The organism is Chloroflexaceae bacterium, assembly GCA_025057155.1.
Classification (GTDB): Bacteria; Chloroflexota; Chloroflexia; order Chloroflexales; family Chloroflexaceae; genus JACAEO01.
The window spans coordinates 15,220-30,302 of the sequence record JANWYD010000010.1; the positions used below are offsets into that span (position 1 = coordinate 15,220).

General features: G+C 65.8%; 15 protein-coding genes. 4 read left to right on the forward strand and 11 right to left on the reverse strand.

The genetic code is table 11. The annotated features are described in order from the left end of the window. Nucleotides 1-169 precede the first annotated feature (169 nt). Both NZU74_10610 and NZU74_10615 read left to right on the forward strand, forming a co-directional pair. Nucleotides 170-1,210 carry an XdhC family protein gene (locus tag NZU74_10610; GenBank protein MCS6881776.1) on the forward strand — a complete coding sequence of 347 codons (1,041 nt, stop codon included), beginning with the start codon at nucleotides 170-172 and terminating at the stop codon, nucleotides 1,208-1,210. A 173-nt stretch (nucleotides 1,211-1,383) separates the two neighbouring features. Then, a complete protein-coding gene (locus tag NZU74_10615) occupies nucleotides 1,384-1,635 on the forward strand; it encodes a hypothetical protein (protein MCS6881777.1) in 252 nt (83 codons plus the stop codon). Nucleotides 1,636-1,788: 153 nt separating this feature from the next. On the opposite strand, the gene NZU74_10620 is transcribed toward NZU74_10615, so the two are convergent. Together NZU74_10620 and NZU74_10625 are read right to left on the reverse strand one after the other, a co-directional pair. Then, nucleotides 1,789-2,049, reverse strand: a complete 261-nt coding sequence (locus NZU74_10620) for a hypothetical protein (protein MCS6881778.1) — start codon at nucleotides 2,047-2,049, stop codon at nucleotides 1,789-1,791. Between the two features lie 9 nt (nucleotides 2,050-2,058). Next, nucleotides 2,059-2,346 (reverse strand): hypothetical protein, encoded by a 288-nt coding sequence (locus tag NZU74_10625; protein ID MCS6881779.1) that lies wholly within the window; start codon nucleotides 2,344-2,346, stop codon nucleotides 2,059-2,061. Nucleotides 2,347-2,782: 436 nt separating this feature from the next. On the opposite strand from NZU74_10625, the gene NZU74_10630 reads away from it, so the two are divergent. Continuing rightward, nucleotides 2,783-3,124 carry a hypothetical protein gene (locus tag NZU74_10630; GenBank protein MCS6881780.1) on the forward strand — a complete coding sequence of 114 codons (342 nt, stop codon included), beginning with the start codon at nucleotides 2,783-2,785 and terminating at the stop codon, nucleotides 3,122-3,124. A 154-nt stretch (nucleotides 3,125-3,278) separates the two neighbouring features. Here the strand turns inward: NZU74_10630 and moaC are convergent, their stop codons facing one another. The 8 genes from moaC to NZU74_10670 all read right to left on the reverse strand — a co-directional run bounded on the left by moaC (nucleotide 3,279) and on the right by NZU74_10670 (nucleotide 11,541). Then, the gene (gene moaC, locus NZU74_10635) at nucleotides 3,279-3,773 is read right to left on the reverse strand and encodes a cyclic pyranopterin monophosphate synthase MoaC (protein MCS6881781.1); all 495 of its coding nucleotides are present in this window, start codon (nucleotides 3,771-3,773) and stop codon (nucleotides 3,279-3,281) included. Between the two features lie 102 nt (nucleotides 3,774-3,875). Next, entirely contained in the window at nucleotides 3,876-5,351 is a 1,476-nt protein-coding gene (locus NZU74_10640) for a M1 family metallopeptidase (protein MCS6881782.1), read from the reverse strand. Between the two features lie 551 nt (nucleotides 5,352-5,902). Beyond that, nucleotides 5,903-6,940: a D-glycerate dehydrogenase gene (locus tag NZU74_10645; GenBank protein ID MCS6881783.1), complete on the reverse strand. Its 1,038-nt coding sequence runs from the start codon at nucleotides 6,938-6,940 to the stop codon at nucleotides 5,903-5,905. Between the two features lie 58 nt (nucleotides 6,941-6,998). Continuing rightward, on the reverse strand, nucleotides 6,999-7,691 hold the full coding sequence (locus NZU74_10650) for a lactate utilization protein (GenBank protein MCS6881784.1): 693 nt from the start codon (nucleotides 7,689-7,691) through the stop codon (nucleotides 6,999-7,001). A 67-nt stretch (nucleotides 7,692-7,758) separates the two neighbouring features. Then, entirely contained in the window at nucleotides 7,759-8,343 is a 585-nt protein-coding gene (locus NZU74_10655; GenBank protein MCS6881785.1) for a Uma2 family endonuclease, read from the reverse strand. An 18-nt stretch (nucleotides 8,344-8,361) separates the two neighbouring features. Continuing rightward, complete coding sequence (locus NZU74_10660) at nucleotides 8,362-9,783, reverse strand: LutB/LldF family L-lactate oxidation iron-sulfur protein (GenBank protein MCS6881786.1); 1,422 nt, start codon at nucleotides 9,781-9,783, stop codon at nucleotides 8,362-8,364. A gap of 96 nt (nucleotides 9,784-9,879) precedes the next feature. Further along, on the reverse strand, nucleotides 9,880-10,635 hold the full coding sequence (locus NZU74_10665; GenBank protein ID MCS6881787.1) for a (Fe-S)-binding protein: 756 nt from the start codon (nucleotides 10,633-10,635) through the stop codon (nucleotides 9,880-9,882). Nucleotides 10,636-11,022: 387 nt separating this feature from the next. After that, complete coding sequence (locus tag NZU74_10670) at nucleotides 11,023-11,541, reverse strand: DJ-1/PfpI family protein (protein MCS6881788.1); 519 nt, start codon at nucleotides 11,539-11,541, stop codon at nucleotides 11,023-11,025. 1,035 nt (nucleotides 11,542-12,576) lie between these two features. On the opposite strand from NZU74_10670, the gene NZU74_10675 reads away from it, so the two are divergent. Then, entirely contained in the window at nucleotides 12,577-13,605 is a 1,029-nt protein-coding gene (locus tag NZU74_10675; GenBank protein MCS6881789.1) for a hypothetical protein, read from the forward strand. 63 nt (nucleotides 13,606-13,668) lie between these two features. On the opposite strand, the gene NZU74_10680 is transcribed toward NZU74_10675, so the two are convergent. Further along, complete coding sequence (locus tag NZU74_10680; GenBank protein ID MCS6881790.1) at nucleotides 13,669-14,961, reverse strand: esterase-like activity of phytase family protein; 1,293 nt, start codon at nucleotides 14,959-14,961, stop codon at nucleotides 13,669-13,671. Nucleotides 14,962-15,083: the final 122 nt, after the last annotated feature.

The window sequence follows — 15,083 nt, forward strand, 5'->3', positions numbered from 1 at the left end:
CCCCGGCGGGGGAGAGCTGGGGAGGGGGCGGGGTTACCGAAAAACCTTGTTCACAGACTAATTATGGCAGTCCGCAATCCAAAATGAGGTTGGGGGTTCGCCAATACTTCGATAGTATCTGGAGGCGCCGCCCCGAATCGGCGATGGACCATTGCACCAGGACCGGCAGATGCGCGAGTATCTGGAAACCATCGACACCTGGCTGGCCCGCGGTGAGCGGGTGGCGGTGGCGACTGTCGTGCGAACCACAGGCTCTTCACCGCGGCAGGTCGGCGCGAAGCTGTTCGTGTCTTCGAGCGGGGCCATGGCCGGCTCGGTGAGCGGCGGTTGCATCGAGGGCGCGGTGTTCGTGGCCTGCCAGGAGGCCCTGGCGACCGGCGAGGCGCGACTGCTGCGTTTCGGCGTCGCCGACGAAATGGCCTGGGAGGTTGGCCTGGCCTGCGGCGGCACGATCGAGGTGCTGGTAGAGCCGCTGCGCGAGCCGGTCCGCGCGGAGCGCCCGATGGCGACGGTAACTGTCATCCGCGGGCCGTCGGGTCCTGGCGCCAGACTGCTGATCGAAGCCGGTGGGAGTGTTGAGGGAAGTCTGGGTGATGCGGGCCTGGACCAGGCGGCGGTCCATGTGGCTCAGGAGTTCCTGACGCGGGGCGCCAGCGGCGCGGTCGAACTGGCAGGCGGGAAGGCGGCGGTGTTCATTGAGAGCTTCGTACCGCCGCCGAGCCTGTACATGGTGGGAGGGGTGCACATCGCCACGGCCCTGGCGCGGATGGCGAACGTGCTCGGCCTGCGTACCGTGGTGGTGGACCCCCGCGCGGCCTTCGCCAGCCAGGAGCGTTTCGCCCATGTGGACGAAGTGGTGCTGGCCTGGCCCGACGAGGCGCTTGAAGGGCGCCTTGATGCGCGCAGTTGCGTGGCCGTACTCACCCATGACCCCAGGCTTGATGATCCGGCGCTGCGGGTCGCTTTGCGCTCGCCGGCACGCTACATAGGCGCGCTGGGCGGCCGGGCCGCCCATGCGCGGCGTCTGGAGCGCCTCCGGGCCGAAGGCTTTAGCGAGGCTGACCTGGCGCGCGTTCATGGGCCGATTGGTCTGCCTATCGGGGCGAAAACACCCGAAGAGATTGCTGTGAGCATCCTGGCGCAAATTATCCAAGTTCAACGGGAGGGTTCGCGCCTGCCTGACAAGATGCAGGGGCGCGGGGAGGGATAATCCCCGCGCTTACCCCTTTCTCCCGCGGCGAACAAACGCCCGGGCAACGCCGGAAATACGCTTGCTGCCGCACACGGAACGGAAGGATCGCGGAGAGCCGCGCCGTTCCACCCTCCCCGAATGGTCAATGAAGCGCTCGCGCAGCGAAACTATTCCAAAGGAGCACCTGAACAGTGGATACCAGACTGGCCACCTTGCTGTATGAGGGCGCCCTGGCGCTCCAACAGGGAAATAAGGAACGAGCGCGTGAACTGCTCCTCCAGGTCGTGGAGGCCGACGAGCGCAACGAGGAAGCCTGGCTATGGCTCAGCGGCGCCGTGGATGACCCGGAGGACCAGCGCACGGCTCTCGAAAACGTGCTGGCGATCAATCCCCAGAATCCCCACGCCCTCTACGGGCTGGCCGTGCTCGATGGCAAGGCATAGCCGCCTCGCTAGCAGCGTGTAACCGGCTAACCAGCTTATCCGGTCGGTCTCTGGGGGGGGCCAGGCCATGCCATGGAGTGCAACCCGGAGGGTTGCGCTCCATGGCCCCGTATACCGCGATCTGCAATCCAAAATCTACAATCCGAAATGGTACTACGTCCCTGTCGCGCAGGGCGTCTCTTCCAGCCCTTCGACCTGGCCCACCCAGTAGGTGTTACGGCGCACCGTAGGTGCGCTGCGCACCTGCACCCCGGCCACGTCGGTCAGTTCCTCCTCATTAACCAGGATCAACGTTGGACGTACACCGTTGAAGCGACGGCGATAGGCGGCTATTGCCTCCTCGATTTTGCGCGCGATGCTCAGTTTCGGGTTATCGTCGTACCAGACCAGGAAGGGCGGACGTCTGGGCGGCATGGATGCCTCCTACCAGCGCACGTGCCAGGTGCCGGCACGCAGGTTCTGAAACAGGATGCAACGGCGTCCATCAGCACAACGGACGGCAAAGTAGCGCCGATCAGCGCGACGCCCGCGCCCCGCCTCCTCCCACAGCGCCTCGACCTGCACAATTAGATGGAGCACGCCCCGGCTCTGGAAGCGAGCGGGCAGGAAACCGTAACGATAGACGGTTAGCGCAATCGGTTCTTCTGCGGAGCGCTGCGGCGAGTACGAACGGTGTCGCGGCAGGGCGACGGTGCGCCAGGTGATCATCATTGCCGACCTCGCTGGGTGGACGCCTTTCCTGGCGGCCAGTATAGTAGAACTTTTGTTCGATGTCAAGTGGAAGGAATGGCCGGTCGCCGCCGGGTGAAGGGGGGAAAACCGGGGTTCCCCATCTTCTCAGGTGTAGGGTTTTTCGGCGCTTCCTCGCGTCGCATGCGCCATCCGGGGCATTGGGACGCCCAACTCCCCCCTCTCCCGCTTGCAGGAGAGGGGGGCGGGGGGTGAGGACCGTAAGCGCATTGGAATGCCGAAAACCCCTGCTCGCCCATAAAACCCTGCACCTGAGAAGGTTCCCCATCCCCGCGCCAGCCGGGAGATAGACGGTCGGGGCAACCCCGCGGGTTGCCCCGACCCTGTTGATCGGGACAAACGTCATCAATGGGTGTGGTATGATCTTGTGCGGCTACAAGCAAGGAGGGTACGGTCAATGGGAACGCACAACGATACCGTGACTCCTGCGGAGCGCGAGGACGTTGCCCGGCGGTACCGCGAACTGCTTAGCACGTACAAGACGCTCAACGCTGAACTGGCCGAATTGGCCTGGTCGCTTGCCGATCTCGAACAGGAGATCGCCACGCTTACCGCCACCACCGGAGCAGCCGGCGCGCGAGTGCGGCAGCGCCTGCGCGATCTGCGACGCCAGCGCGATGCTCTGGAAGAGCAGTCGCTCCAGCGGATGGAACAGGTTGAGGCCATCGCGGCGGAGCTTGGACGTCTGCGCCGGGCGTTGGGCACGGTCGGGACGCTCGCTGGCGGGCCTCTGACGTAAGAAACGCTCTCGTCGTCGTGCGCCGGTTTGCGTCTGTTGCTGCCGCTGATGGCCGGTTGGAGGAGCGCGGGGAACTCTCGGTTCTCCGCGCTCTTGTCTGAGGTGAGACGCCGGGCGAGCGCAGCTCTCCCGGACCGACGTCTGGTTCGGAAACCTACTCCAGCACGATCTCGCCGCTGCGTCCGCCCCGTTTTTCGGCCAGGCGAATATCGCCAATGCGCATCCCCCGATCTACCGCCTTGCACATATCGTAGATCGTTAACGCCGCTACGCTCACGGCAGTCAGGGCCTCCATCTCGACGCCGGTAGGCCCGCGGGTGCGCACGCGCGCCTCGATGCACAAGGCGTTCGCCTCGACGTCTGGTTCGATCGCTACGCTCACGTGGGTCAGCAGCAGGGTGTGGCACAGGGGAATCAGTTCAGGTGTGCGCTTGGCCGCCATGATGCCTGCAATGCGCGCTGCGGCCAGCACGTCGCCCTTTGGCGCGGCGCCGCTCATAATCAGGCGTAGGGTTTCCGGTTGCATGGTGATGCTGCCCCGCGCCACCGCCTCGCGCTGGGTGTCGGCCTTTGCCCCTACGTCTACCATCTGTGCCTGGCCCTGCTCGTCGAGGTGCGTGAGCCGGGAGGTATCGTCAGATTGGCTCATAGTTGCCTCTTTATCTTGGGAGTGTCTGGCAGGGCGTAGCCCTCCCAGGAACTCGTTTACCCTGACCCTGGGGCGCCAGGTTGCCCTGCGACGCCGCAATGATTACGGGATCGCTACCGGGGCGGCGCTGAGCACCCAGTCCTGGTAGAGACTATCCAGTTCGCACTGGCAGGCGGCCTCGGCGGCGCGCAGTACGTCCGGCCCGGCGGTTTCGCGGTATTTGCCTTCAGCCAGGTAGCGCTGCAGGAACCGTCCGAAGCTCTCTTCACCGATCTGCCCGCGCAGGGCGTGGAAGAAGAGCGCGGCCTTGGCGTAGGCCACGGGCACATAGTTGCCGCTCAGGGCGCCGGGCGGCGTTGCCAGTGGCGCGTCGCGCTTCGCTTCGCGCAGGCGGCGATACACGCTGCGGAAGTATTCGAGTTCCTCTGCTGCCCGCACGCTGTCGCCGGTGGCTTCGTAGTAGAGCGCCTGGGCATAGCTGGCCAGTCCCTCGTCAATCCACGGCTCGCCCTGAGCATCGGTGCCTACCAGGCTGTACCACCACTGGTGAGCGATCTCGTGCGCGATAGTGGTTTCCAGCACCCGGTCGTTGTCGCGGTAGAGGGTCTGCTCGATCAGGACCGCGCCGGGGTATTCCATGCCCAGGAACCTGGTCATGGCGCCCTGTACGACGTCGAGTTCTGCCAGAGGATAGGGGCCATAGCGCGCGTTGAAGGTCCGCAGGGCTTGCTCGGCGAAACGCAGCGCCTGCCGCCCTGCGTCGGCGTTTGCCGGCTGGTAGTGGCTGATGATGCGCGTGCCATCCACCACTGCGCTTGCCTGTTCCAGGCCGCGAGTCAATCCAAGGTAGAACTCGCGCTGCGGGCCGCTCACCAGCCGTTCGCGGCGCATCGCCGCGCGGCCCGGCAGGGTGTCGGCCCGCACACCGGTGCTGACGAGGGTCCATTCGGCCGGGAACTCCACGGTTACATCGTACAGTCCTACGTTGGTCACTGTAAAGTCACCGCGGCTCTCAATCGAGCGTCGGTCCCAGCCGCTCTCGATGAACTGCCGGGCGAGCACGGGATAGAAATTGGCGAGCGACCAGAGGCCGGCCTCCTGGTTGAAGGCCCCAAAGGTGCGAGCGCTGGCCCCGCGCGGCGTCTGGGCGACGAAGCGCAGATCGGCGCGCGCCACGCCACCCGGCGGCAGCGCCCGCGGCAAAGTCAGCCAGAGCAGGGTGTCGCCTTGCTCGACGCCTGAGACCGCAGGCCCGCCGTTGACCCTGGCCGCGGTAACGACGAGACGGCCGCCAAAGTCGGGATGGTTGGGATAGAGCCGGAAGTAGAGCCGGTCATAGCTCAGGACCGAGCGGTTGGTAACGGTGACGCTAAGCGTGCCGCGCACGGTCAGTGTGGCGGGGTCGGCTGTAGCGACGATAGTGTAGCGATCCCATTCGGCGGCGCGGGCCAGGTCGCCAATATAGGCCGGGAGCAGCGCGGCTGCCTGGGCCGCGAGAAAGGGATCGGCAGCGGAAGTCGGCCTCTGCGCCGGCCGGCTCGCCGCGGACGCTGCAAGAGCGCCGGCCACGAGGACCATGGCAAGCAACGGACCGATCAGGAACGCTATCAGTCTGACAGGGAGGGTCCAGGAGGGCCCTGGCCTGCCGGGAACGTGCTTTTTCATAGCACTGGTGTGCGGCGAAGCCGCGTAGCATGTTCCGGGGAGGCGTGGAAGGGCGAAGCCTTCCCGGAAAAACTTCTCGTGTGGAGCGGTGAAGCCGCGCTGGCTCTGATCCCGGTGTCGTTGCGGCGCGCAGGTTGCGCCGGGGGAGCGATGCGACATAATTGTGGAAGTTTGCCTATAGCTAAAGCCGCTAAAGCGTGCTATGCTACTTATGTCAGACCCAGATACTCTACCACGATGCGGGCGATGCTTCCAGCACCGACGACCCGCGGCAGGAAGGAGGATGGCGATGACGATCCAGCATGAGCGTGCGCCGAGCCGCCCTGCCCCTTCGAGCGTAGCGCCTCCCCCCACCGGCGAGCGCCCTGTGTACACGCGATATTGCGCCGCGCCCCGGCCCGCTCACCCCGTTGGCGAGCCGCGCTACCTCCACGCGCTGCTGGTGGCGGCCTGGCTGGGCCGGCTTATCGATCCGCTGCCCCATGCTTCCACGAAGGGGCGGCCCGCTCAGGGGCTGCGAGTTCCGTGAGGTTGACCGGCGTCAGGGGTGGCCGCCCGCTGAGGGCGGCCACAAGATTCTCGGCGGCCAGGGTGGCCATTCGCGTGCGCGTGGCCAGGGTGGCGCTGCCAATATGTGGCACGCACACGCAGTTGGGCAGGCGCAGCAACGGATGATCAGGGCCAATCGGCTCCTGCTCAAAGACATCGAGGCCCGCGGCGCGCGGGCGCCCGACGCGGAGCGCCGCTGCCAGGTCCTCCTCCCGCACCAGCGGCCCGCGCGCCACGTTGACGAAAACCGCCGTCTCGCGCATCAGGGCAAACTCGCGCGCCCCGAACATGCCGCGGGTTTCCGGCGTCAGCGGCGCGCACACCACGATGAAGTCGCTCTCGCGCAGCAGGTCGTCGAAGGGCCGGTACGCCGCCCCCGTCGCGGCCTCCAGCGCCGGGGCTGGGCGGCGGTTGTGGTAGAGCAGGCGCATGGCGAAGCCGCAGCCTCGGCGCAGCACCGCCCCGCCGATGCGCCCGGCGCCGACCACCCCCAGCGTCGCGCCGTAGACATCCACTCCCACCATCTGCAAGGGATGCCAGGGTCCCCAGGCGCCCGCCTCGATCAGGCGCTGGCCCTCGACGATACGCCGCGCTGCGGCCAGCATCAGCGCCCAGGCCAGATCGGCGGTCGTCTCGGTCAGCACGTCGGGGGTGTTGGTCACCAGCACACCCCGGGCGGTGCAGGCCGCTACGTCAATGTTGTCGTAGCCTACAGCCATGTTCGCCACTACCCGCAGCCGCGGGGCGGCGGCAAGCACCTCAGCGTCCACTCGATCAGTAAGCAGGCTCAGCAGACCCTCGGCGTCGGCCACCCCGCGCAGCAACTCGGCCCGCGGAATGGGCCGCTCCACCTCGTCCCAGAGGTTGACCTGGCATGTCTCCTCCAGGAGGCGCATCGCTGCTGCCGGCAAACGCCGGGTAACGTAGATGGTTGGACGGGCGGATGGGATCATGAACTCTGTTGTTGGGCTGACGTAGAGCCGAAGCATTGGCGTAGCCAATGCTTCGGCCCTACGTTACCACCACCACGTGGACCTCGGGCGGGCCGTGGATCCCCAGGGAAAGGGTCATTTCAATGTCCGCAGTGCGTGACGGGCCGGTGATGAAGGTCAAATGGCTGGTGGCGTCGAACAGCGCCGCGCCATAGCGCTCCCGCAGCAGCGCCAGGGCCTCGCCCAGCCCCCGCACCAGTTGGGAGCGGCGCACGATGGCGATGTGGGTCGGAGCGAGGAGCGAAGCCAGACGGGGGCGCCCGGGGCCGTGACGCAGCACCAGGCTGCCGCTTTCAGCGATGGCGCAATCCACCCCCGAGAGACATACCGGCGCCGGCTCCAGGATCTGCAGGCGTTCCTTCCGTTCGGGGCCGCGCACATCGGCGTTGAGGATGTTCACCCGGCGCCCCTCAAGCATGGCGGCGAGACCAGGCAGGTCAATCTGCTCCAGATCCCAGGCCAGCACCTGGCGGGCATTCCGTTCATCCAGCAGCCGCTGGATTAACTCCAGAGCCTCCGCTACATCGGTGACCGGGTAGGCGCGGCCTTCGAGCTTCGCCAGTTCCTCACAGAATTGCGCCACCAGATCGGCAGCCGGCGGATGGACGAAGGGCGGCGGGGCGTGGGGCGCAACGCTGGCGGCCTCTTCCAGCCACGGGCGGCTGGAGGCCAGACTCGTGCGCAGGTTGGCGAGGATGTGATCGCGGCTCATTGGCAATCCATTTGAATAGCCGGTTGGAGGGGTATGGGGAATCCTGGTTTCCCCCTACCCCTACGTCTCATCCGAAGATCGCGTCCACCGCAATCGAGAGGCCAGCAATAGCGTGGCAGGCGACGGTTTCCCCGCGGGTCCAGATCTGGCGTGATCGGTACTGAGCGCCCGCAGGCGTATGGCACTGCTCGATCTGCTGCCGTTCCAGGTCAACGATCCAGACCTCGGCGATGCCGGACTCGGCGTAGCGCGGCAACTTGCGGTCGCGGTCGAAAGCCAGGGTAATATCGGCCACCTCGACCAGGAGCAAAACGTCGGCGGGAGTCGGGTGGGCCGCGGCATAGTAATCGGCGCGGTAGCGCAGCAGGGCGACATCGGGCTGCAACTCGCTGTGCTGGGAGAGGCGCACGGGGTTCTGAACGCTGATGATGTACTGCCCGGTCGAAGCGCCACCGAAGAGGGCATTGAGGCGTGACACCGTCGCCGCATGCCGGGAACCGATCGGGCTCATCTGCATAATCTCCCCGTCCAGCAGTTCCAGCCGTTCATCGGGACACAGCACTCCGGCCTCGACCATGCGGTAGTACTCGTCTACCGTAAAGCGGCGCCTGGCAGGAGCGACGACTGGCGGCAAGGGAGAGGTCGCAACCATTGACGGGACTCCTTACAATCACCCGCTACGTCGCTGGCGTTCGCGTTCCTCCCACCACTCGCTGAAGGTCTGGGCGGGGAGGGCCGGGAAATCGCGCCCCCGGGTCCAGAGGTGCAGGGGCGGGGGCAGGCGCCGGATGCGACCCTTGCGCCGCAGCAGGCGCGCGCCGAGGTGGGCGAATTTGCCGCCGACCCGGTAGAGGGCGGGATTATTCATCATGGTAGCATACCCCTGGATGGCGGGTTTCTCAATGGGGTGGAACTTGCCAGCCCTGACCGCGTCGGCCCGCAGGCGCAGCAGCAGGTCGGGGATGGCGATGCGCACCGGGCAGACCTCCTGGCAGGCCCCGCAGAGCGACGAAGCGTGCGGCAGGAGGTGACTGTCGGGCAGATCGGGCTGGAGCAGAGGCGTCAGAATGGCGCCGATTGGCCCGGAATAGACCCCGCCGTAGGCGTGGCCGCCAATGCTCTGGTAGACCGGACATGCGTTGAGGCAGGCCCCGCAGCGAATGCACATCAGCGCCTCGGCATACTGCCCGCCGAGGATCTGCGAGCGGCCATTGTCGAGCAGCACCAGATGGAACTCCTCCGGTCCATCCGCCTCGCCGGGGCGGGCCGGGCCGCTGATGATGCTGGTGTACACCGAGAGTTTCTGGCCGGTGGCCGAGCGGGCCAGCACCTGCAGCAGCACCCCCAGGTCCTCGAGGCGCTCGACAATGCGCTCGATGCCCATAATCGCCACGTGGATGCGCGGCACGGTAGTGGTCAAACGGGCGTTGCCCTCGTTCTCGATGATGACAATCGCCCCCTCCTCGGCGACGCCAAAATTGACCCCGCTGATGCCCATATCGGCGCGCAGGAAGCGCTGGCGCAGGGCCTGGCGCGCGGTGCGGATCATCGGCGGCACCTCGGTCGTCGGCGGCATGCCCAGATGTTTCTCGAACAGCGCGCCGACCTGCTCGCGGGTTTTGTGGATGGCCGGGGCGATAATATGCGAGGGCGTCTCACCGGCAATCTGAATAATGTACTCCCCCAGGTCGGTCTCCACCACCTCGATCCCGGCCTGTTCGAGGGCCTCGTTGAGGTGGATCTCCTCGGAGGCCATAGACTTGGACTTGACAATCGAACGCACGCCGCGGCTACGGGCCAGATCGGTGATGTAGCGTTTAACTTGCTCGCCGTCGCTGGCCCAGCAGACATGCCCGCCACGAGCCTCGACGCGCTCGGCAAGGCGCTCAAGCAGCTCATCAAGGCGGCTGAGGGCGTGGGCGCGCAGCGCGCGAGCCTGGTCGCGCAGCCTGTCGGCGTCGCTGAGGGCGCTCATGGCCCTGGCGCGGTTGCCGACAAAGCGCGCGGTGGCCCGGTCCAGCGCCGTGCGCAGGGTGGCGTCGTGGAGAGCGGTATCAACCCGCTCGAAGAAGTGGAGGGTATGGGTGCTCATAACGTTACATAATCTTCCGGTGATCTGGCAACCCGGCGGTGATGGATAAATCTGCGGGGACAGCGAAGCCGTCCCCCGCCTCCTTCTGCCGCGGCCTTACACCGGTCGGGCATCCACCATATTGGCGAGCACTTCGGCGATGTGGCGCGCACGGGTCGGGATGCTGCGGCGCGACAGCCCGCCGCCGATCTGGGTCATACATGAGGCGTCGCCGGTCACGAGCAGATCGGCCCCTGTCGCCTGAACATCACGGATTTTTCGGTCGAGCATCGCTTCGGAGATAGCGTGCTGCTTGATGGCGAACAATCCGCCGAATCCGCAACAGGTCTCGCAATTCGGGAGCGGATGTATCTCCGCCTCGCGGACGTGCGCCAGCAGCGCGCGGGCCTGGCGCCCAACCCCGAGGAAGCGCAGACCGTGGCAGGCATCGTGGTAGGTGATGCGCCCCTGATAATGGGCGCCAATGTCGGTGATACCCAGCACGTCCACCAGGTACTCGGTCAGTTCGTAAGTGCGGGCGGCCAGTTCAGCAGCGGGACGAGCGTAGGGGCTGTGGGCGAACAGTTCGGCGTAGAGGTGGCGGATCATCGCCGCGCACGAGCCGGAGGGCAGCACCACGTCGCCCTGGCCGCGCAATAACTCGATCGTCCGCCCGGCCACGGCGTAGGACTCGTCGCGGAAACCGGCGTTGAAGGCCATCTGGCCGCAGCACGTCAGGCCACGGGGCACGTGGATGGCAACCCCCAGATGTTCGAGGATCTGCACCGTGGCCTTGCCAATTTCGGGGTAGAGCTGGTCTACGATGCAGGTGACGAACAGGGTGACCCGGCGTGGCCCGGCGGGGGTAGACACGGTCTGACTCCTTCAGGCATGGTTCGGCGGCGCTTCCGGAGTCAGGGGGACAGCAACATCGTCTCGAAGCGGTCTTTGAGCAGAAGGGTGCGTGCCCCCCGGCTCTCGGGCCGGGCCGAAACATGCTTTTATGTTGGAAAAGGGGAGGTGTGAGCCCTATTATAGCAAATTTGCTGCGTTTATGCGCACGGGGCGGCAAGGTCTCGCGGGGGAGGGAGCAGCCCTCCTGGAACCCGAATAGAGGTATCTTATTCCGCGCCGCTTATGGGGAAAGCATAATCCACCTGCCGCAGCAAGCGGCAGGGGCGACCGGACGGTCGCCCCTGCCTGTCCGCCCTGAAACAGGCTGGGAGAAGAGGCGGAGGTGCGCCGTGCCGCGCCACGCTTCTACACGACAACAGGAGCGAAATGAGCGGCGATCGCCTGACCAAAGCGACGGGCGCTGGTCGGGCCGTCGGCGGTGATAATGTTGCCGTCCACTGCCACCCCCGGCCCGCAGTAATGGGCGCCCATGCGTTCCAGGGTTTTCGCCTCGCTTGCCGAGACCGTGGCATTGCGGCCCGTAAGCAGCCCGGCGTTAGCCAGCACCACCGGGGCCAGGCAAATAGCCGCCACCAGTTTGCCCCGTTCGTGCATGGCGCGAGCAATGCGCAGGGCCTGGGGGTCGTGGTAGTAGCGCTTTACGCCCAATCCGCCCACGAACACGACCCCGTCGAAGATTTCGGGATCAACCTGCGCCAGGGTCAGCCCTGGCATCACCCGCCCGCCGAGCATGCCGCTGCAGGGCCGGTTAGTTGTGCTGGCCACTACCGTGCTATGGCCGGCCCGCTCCAGTTCGGCGCGGGTTTCAAACAGCTCTTCGTCACGAAACTGCTCGGGGGGGACGATCATCAGAATATGGGCCATTGTGCTACCTCGCTTTCGATGTCATGCGGTCCAGAGGGGAATCTATACCCCTCGCGCCCCGCTGTGCGCGCCCATGGCTCTCAGTGTACAACGCGCTGCGTTATGTGGGCGGATCAAAATCGCTACCCTGGCGAACGGTTCGATCACCAGGGAGACTTCGAGAGTGGCGGTAAGAAAAGCCTGGCAGGACTATGCTCTGTCAGGACTCATCGAGATTTGCCGACGCGCCGAACTCGACCCGGACCGGGCAGGAAAACCCTGGGAGGGCTACGCCTTGCCAGACCCTCTCATCAGGCTTGTACATTACCCAAAACTTGCCGCTGGCAGCGGGTGTTGCGCCTGCACCGGCTGATGAAGATTAAGAATTAAATCCGGCATAGCCCGCGCAGGCGGGCTTCGCATCCGTAGCCCGCGGCTTCAGCCGCTGGGCTACAGAGCGAATACCGGTTTATATTCTTAATCTTCATAAGCCGGGCGTCCGCCTGCGCGGATGACGGCTCCGTCCTGTGAGACCCATCGTTGTAACTTATTAGTCTGTGAACGAAGTTTTTCGGCAAACCCCCCCTCCCCAACCCTCCCCCGCTGGGGTTTAAGGGCGGACAGAACACCCGAGCGAACACCGGCGCTACCGCATTGGAACTGCTCCGAGCACGGTTCTGGCCTCCCCTCTCCCGCACGCGGGAGAGGGGCAGAGAGTGAGGATGAAACAGCGCATCCCAACGCCATGAATCACATCTGCGCTCATGCGTTCTGTCCGCCCCTAAACCCGCCGGGGGAGGGAATCCGACGCCTCCCCGATCGGGGGGGAGGTTGGGAGGGGGGCGGAAATGCAAGGAAACTTCGTTTACAGACTAATTAGTCGTTACTGTCCGTCATCACATAGCCTTCCCTTTTAAAGGAGGTCCCTATGCCCAACCATCGGCCCGTCATCTTCGAGCACGGCCTGTTCGGCTTTGGACCCAACGAACTGGAGCCGCTGAACTACTGGGCAGCGCGCTCCGCGTAGCCTCGCCGCTGCCGCGCTTCGAGGCCAGCGTGGGGCCGATCAGTTCAGCCTACGACCGCGCCTGCGAACTGGCGGCGCAGATCAAGGGCGCGCGGGTGGACTATGGAGCTGAACACTCCACGCAGGCCGGTCACGCGCGTTTCGGGCGCGATTACACCGGCAAGGGCTTTGCGCCCGACTGGAGCGCCAGCAATCCGGTGCATCTGGTGGGTCACAGCCTGGGCGCGCAGACGATCCGCTGCCTGCAGCATCTGCTGGCCAGCGATGCCTGGGGCTGGGGCAGCGACGCCCGCCGGGTCGCCTCGATCAGCGCCATTTCGGGAGTGCTTAACGGCAGCACACTAACCTACTTCTTCGGCGTGGACGAGCAGAGCGGGCGACTCAAACCTGAGAACGGCATCGTTCTGATCGCGCTGATGCTCGAAATGTTTACCACCGCCACCGGGCGCTTCCTGGAGGTGCTCTACGATTTCGACCTGCAGCACTGGGGTTTCAGCCGGCGCGCCGATGAGACCCTCCTCGACTACCTCAACCGCCTGGCCGGGTCACCCTTCTTCTGGGGCGCCGACAACGTCGCCTACAGCCTCTCGTTGCAGGGGGCCTACGCCGATAACGGCGTCTGGAATACGTATCCGCACACCTATTACTTCGCCTACATCACTGAACAGACCAGCGCGGGCCTGATCAGCGGCCGCCACTACCCGGATTTTCGCATGAACCCGGCGCTGCTGGGCCTCTCCACCTATATGGGGCGCAAGGAGTTCGCCTATCCGCCCATCCCGCTGGCCAACTTTCGTAGCGCCGACTGGTGGGAGAATGATGGCCTGGCGCCGACAGTTTCGCAGCGCCACCCCTTCACCAATGGAAACCACCCCGCCGGCGCCAAGTTCGACGCCAACACCCCATCAAGCGCCTTTGCGCCGGGGCAGTGGCACTTCTGCTGGGAGCGGGGCATGGACCACCTGGACATCTGTATCACGCCGCAACTCACCCAGTTTGGCCGGCAGCGGCGCTTCTACCAGCGTTTGCTCCGGCGCCTGGCCGCGTTGACGATATAAAGAATGGGGAAAACCCGGTTTCCCCATTCCCTGCCCGTCTGAGGGCCTGGCGTGTCGTCGCAGCTACTGTCGTTTGAGATTCAAGCTCTTCGGCAGATACACCAGGATGAATTCGTTATCGTCGGGGGCCAGTCCGGGCCGCCGGCCGGCACTGAAGGGGTAGTTGTTGTCGTTGAGCACCAGCAGCGTGCGGCTGTCCACCGGGTAGACAGCCTCAATAGTTACGAAGGGGAACTTGAAGATCGGCCCAAAGCCGAAGGCGCCCTCCTCGGGGCGGGTGATTTTGTTCCGGTCGGTGATCTGCATGAGGTCTACCAGCAGCTCCTTTTGCAGTACGCCACCCTCGCTCACCCGGTCGAGGCTCACCAGGTAGATGCGCTTGAAGAGGGCCGTGGGACCTTCGCCAGCGTCGCGCTCGATCACCAGAAACTCCCGGTCGTTGATCGCCGTCAGCTCGCCGATGGCGTGGTTGGGCGCCTCCATGGGGTAGAACCAGATCCGGTCGGTATACTGCTTCGTCGCCAGGTCAAATTCGCGCAGGAGCAGACGGTTCCGCACCGGGTCGTCGAAGAGCGGCCCTTCGAGCAGGGGATAGAGGCGCGTGCCGCTCGTGTTGAGGGCCAGGCCTTCGAAGCCGCGGCTGGTGGGCAGATTGGCGGCGGCGCGGCGCGCTTCGGGCGTGGGCAGCGCCGCGAAGTCGGGATGTTCGGGAGACTTCACCACATCCAGCCCGCGGGCGAAGGGTCGCAGCGCGGGGGGCACGGGCGTGGCGTAGGGCGGCTCCAGGAGGCGGCCGCGGACGTCGAGGTGCAGCAGGAAGGGGCCGAACTCGTCGCCGACCCAGAACGTGCCATCAGGGGCCTGGCGGAACGACTCGGGGTCGAAATCGCCGCCGGTGAGCACCCGGTCGAGGTTGGCGTTGACGATGGGGAAGGGTACGCGGCGGTCGGGATCGCTCATCTCGGTGTAGCCGATAACGCTAACGCTTCTGCGGCCGAAATCCACCCTGAGTTCGTACCAGCGCAGCCGGTAGTCGGCGCTGTTGCCCTTGGCCCCAAAGCCATTGTCGGAGAGACCGAGCCAGTTGCCGTTCCAGAGGGGCAGTACAGCGCTGAAGCCCTGCACCGGCTGCTGGGCGAAGGGCGGACGCCGGTTGTTGGCCGGGCTGATGGCGAAGCCCGAGGGCGGGCCGGCGGCGAAGGTGTCGGCGGGCAGCACGGCCCAGCCGCGCAACTCCACATAGGGGGCTGTCTGTGCCTGGGCGACGGGCGCGGCAGCGGGCAGAACCGCCAGCCCCAGGAGAACCACAACCATGAGCAGCAGCCACCGGCAATGGAACGCGATCCGCTGAAGCATACCTGGCCTCCTGTCGCGCGGCAGGGCGAGCCGTCAGCGCGCCATGGCGCTGCTCTGTCCTCGACATGGAGGAAGGCCCCGTTACCCCCTGGCAACTACGCGGCTCAGCCCCGTCGCATGGT

What these genes read in the sequence shown, in the direction of transcription:
- NZU74_10630 (MCS6881780.1), top strand. Translation starts at nt 2,783, where the DNA reads ATGGGAACGCACAACGATACCGTGACTCCTGCGGAGCGCGAGGACGTT.
- NZU74_10625 (MCS6881779.1), bottom strand. Translation starts at nt 2,346, where the DNA reads ATGATGATCACCTGGCGCACCGTCGCCCTGCCGCGACACCGTTCGTAC.
- moaC (MCS6881781.1), bottom strand. Translation starts at nt 3,773, where the DNA reads ATGAGCCAATCTGACGATACCTCCCGGCTCACGCACCTCGACGAGCAG.
- NZU74_10650 (MCS6881784.1), bottom strand. Translation starts at nt 7,691, where the DNA reads ATGAGCCGCGATCACATCCTCGCCAACCTGCGCACGAGTCTGGCCTCC.
- NZU74_10680 (MCS6881790.1), bottom strand. Translation starts at nt 14,961, where the DNA reads ATGCTTCAGCGGATCGCGTTCCATTGCCGGTGGCTGCTGCTCATGGTT.
- NZU74_10620 (MCS6881778.1), bottom strand. Translation starts at nt 2,049, where the DNA reads ATGCCGCCCAGACGTCCGCCCTTCCTGGTCTGGTACGACGATAACCCG.
- NZU74_10640 (MCS6881782.1), bottom strand. Translation starts at nt 5,351, where the DNA reads ATGGTCCTCGTGGCCGGCGCTCTTGCAGCGTCCGCGGCGAGCCGGCCG.
- NZU74_10660 (MCS6881786.1), bottom strand. Translation starts at nt 9,783, where the DNA reads ATGAGCACCCATACCCTCCACTTCTTCGAGCGGGTTGATACCGCTCTC.
- NZU74_10655 (MCS6881785.1), bottom strand. Translation starts at nt 8,343, where the DNA reads ATGGTTGCGACCTCTCCCTTGCCGCCAGTCGTCGCTCCTGCCAGGCGC.
- NZU74_10670 (MCS6881788.1), bottom strand. Translation starts at nt 11,541, where the DNA reads ATGGCCCATATTCTGATGATCGTCCCCCCCGAGCAGTTTCGTGACGAA.
- NZU74_10645 (MCS6881783.1), bottom strand. Translation starts at nt 6,940, where the DNA reads ATGATCCCATCCGCCCGTCCAACCATCTACGTTACCCGGCGTTTGCCG.
- NZU74_10610 (MCS6881776.1), top strand. Translation starts at nt 170, where the DNA reads ATGCGCGAGTATCTGGAAACCATCGACACCTGGCTGGCCCGCGGTGAG.